At 75.7% G+C, this 3087-nt stretch carries 1 protein-coding gene; it reads left to right on the top strand.

The window, feature by feature from the left end; genetic code table 11:
* On the top strand, positions 1 to 3087 hold a 3087-nt coding region (addA, locus tag V7050_RS19915), incomplete at both ends, for a double-strand break repair helicase AddA (RefSeq protein WP_324411123.1).

Here is a 3087-nt window from a genome sequence, read left to right on the forward strand (position 1 = left end):
CGGCGGAACTCGCCAAGCTCGGCGAGCCGGTGGGCGCGATGCCGCCCGCGCGCCTCGCCCAGGCCCGCACCCTCTTCGCCCGGGCGCTGGAAACCCCCGGCGGGCTGAAAATCCAGACGATCCACGCCTTCTGCGAGGCGCTCCTGCGGCGCTTCCCGCTGGAAGCGGGCGTCGCGCCGCAGTTCAGCGTGCTCGACGACCGGGCGGCCCGGACGCTGCGCGACGCCCTGCTCGATGCCCTGGCCGAGCGCGAGCCGGAGGCGCTCGCCGATCTCGCGGCGAATCTCGGTGGCGACGATCCCGACCCGCTGCTGCGCGAGATCGCCCGCAACCGCGCGGCCTTCGAGCGGCCCTTCGACCCGGGGGCGCTCGCCCGCGCCCTCGGCGCCGATCCCGCCCTGACCCCGGAGATCCTGCTCGGCGAGACCTTCCTGCCCGAGGACGCCGATCTCCTCGCCGCGCTGGTCCCGCATCTCGAGGCATCGGGCAAGAACGACACGAAGCTCGCCCAGGCCTTCCGCGCCATCCTCGCGGAGCGGGATGCCGCCGGACGCCTCGCCCTGCTCGAATCGGCCCTGCTCACCGGCCAGACCGCCAAGCTGCCCTTCGTCGCCAAGGTCGGAACCCTGCCGACCAAGGCGGTCCGCGCGGCGCATCCCGGCCTCGCGGCTGCGCTCGACGCGCTGATGCGCCGCGTCGAGGATGCGCGCCCGCGCCGCCTCGCCGGCGAGGCCTTCGCGCGATCCGCGGCGCTCAACCGTTTCGCCCGCCGCTGGCTCGCGGTTCTCGACGGGCGCAAGGCCGCCCTCGGCCTGCTCGATTTCGACGACATGATCGCGCGCAGCGCAGCACTGCTCGCCGATCCGGCCACCGCTTCCTGGGTGCTCTGGAAGCTCGACGGCGGGCTCGAGCACATCCTCGTGGACGAGGCGCAGGACACGAGCCCGGCGCAATGGCAGGTGGTGCGCGCGCTCTCCGAGGAATTCTTCGCCGGCGAAGGCGCGCGCGACCGCGAGCGCACCGTCTTCGTGGTCGGCGACGAGAAGCAATCGATCTACAGCTTCCAGGGCGCCGACCCGGCGGCCTTCGGCGACATGCGGGCGCATTTCGAGGCGCGGCTGGCGGGCATGGGCCGCGCGCTCCAGGATTGCGCGCTGATCCATTCCTTCCGCTCCGCGCCGCAGATCCTAGCGCTGGTCGACGCGGTCTTCGGCGGCCGCGCCGGCATGTGCACCGGCGGGGCCGCGACCCATGCCGCCATCGACCCCGCGCGGCCGGGCCGCGTCGAGCTCTGGCCCTTCCTGCCGAAGCCGGAACAGCCCGAGAAGACCCCGTGGTGGACCGCTCTCGACGCGCCCGGCCCGGACGATCCGGTCGAGCGGCTCGCGCGCCACCTCGCCCGGAGCATCGCCGGCTGGATCGCCGAGGGCCGGCTGCTGCCGGGCGGGAACGGCGCCCGCCCGATCCGCGCCGGCGACGTGATGATCCTGGTGCAGCGCCGCTCCGCGCTCTTTCATGCCATCATCCGCGCGCTGAAGCGCGAGGGCGTGGCGGTCGCCGGGGCAGACGTGCTGCGCATGGGCGGCGAGCTGGCGGTCAAGGACCTGCTGGCGGCGCTCCGCGTCGCCGCCACCCCCGGCGACGACCTCTCGCTCGCAGCACTCCTGCGCAGCCCGCTCGGCGGCATCAGCGAGGCCGGCCTCTTCGAGATCGCCCATGGCCGGCCGGGCAGCCTCTTCGCGGCCCTGCGCCGTCAGCCGCCGGAGCGCCATGCGCCGGTGCGGGAAATGCTCGAGGATCTGCGCGACCAGGCGGATTTCCTGCGGCCCTTCGAGATCCTGCAGCGCATCCTCCTGCGCCACGGCGGGCGCCAGAACCTCGTCGCCCGGCTCGGGCCCGAGGCCGAGGACGGGATCGACGCGCTGCTCGACCAGGCGCTGGCCTACGAGAGCGCCGAGGCGCCGAGCCTCACCGGCTTCCTCGCCTGGATCGACCAGGACGAATTCCAGGTCAAGCGCCGCAGCGAGGAGGGCGCCGACCAGGTGCGGGTGATGACCGTGCACGGCGCCAAGGGGCTGGAGGCGCCGGTGGTCATCCTGCCCGACACCGCCGCGCGGCAGGAGGGGCGCAACGCGCCGGAGATCCTGCTTCTGCCCGAGGGAACGGCGGTCCGGCGCATGGCGGCCGATGCGGCGCCGCCCCCGCTCGCCGCGGCGGAGGCGGAGCGCCGGGACCGCGCCCGCGCCGAGAACATGCGCCTGCTCTACGTCGCGCTCACCCGGGCGCGGAGCTGGCTGATCGTCTGCGGCGCCGGCATGGCGCCCAAGCCCGAGAGCGACGCCTGGCATTCGCTGGTCGCGGAGGCGATGGAGACCCTCGCGCCGGAGCGCATCGCCGGGCCGGAGGGCGAGACGCTGGTTCTCGGCGACGACTGGCCCTGCGCCGGCGCGCCTCCCGAACTCGCGGCCCCCGCCCCCGCGGTGGCGGCGCCCGCCGCGCCGCTGCCCCCGCGGCCGGCGGTGCCGCGGCCGCTGGCGCCCTCGGCGCTTGGCGGCGAGCACGTGCTGGCGGGCTCCGACGCCCCGGAGGATCCCGCGGCGAAGGCCCGCGGCGAGGCCATCCACCGCCTGCTCGAATGCCTGCACGGCCGCGACCCCTCGGAGCGCGCCGAGATCGCCGCGCGGCTGCTGCCCGGCATGCCCGATCGCGAGCTTCTGCTCGCGGAGGCGGCCGCCCTGCTCGACGCCCCCGGCCTCTCCTCCGTCTTCGGCCCCGGCTCGCTCGCCGAGGTCGGGATCTGCGCGCCGCTGCGGGAGCCCGGGGGCGCGCGCATTCTCGGGCGCATCGACCGGCTGGTCGTCACGGCCGAGGAGATCCTCGCCGTCGATTTCAAGAGCAACCGCGCCGTGCCGGACGCCCCCGAGGCGGTGCCGGAGGGCATCCTGCGCCAGATGGGCGCCTATCGCGCCGCGCTCACCGCCCTCTGGCCCGACCGCCCGGTCGAAACCGCGATCCTCTGGACCCGGACCGGCGCGCTGATGCGGCTTCCCGCCGGTCTCGTCGCCGCGGCCCTCGCCCCCGCCCCCC

It is taken from the genome of Amaricoccus sp., assembly GCF_036846665.1.
GTDB lineage: Bacteria > Pseudomonadota > Alphaproteobacteria > Rhodobacterales > Rhodobacteraceae > Amaricoccus.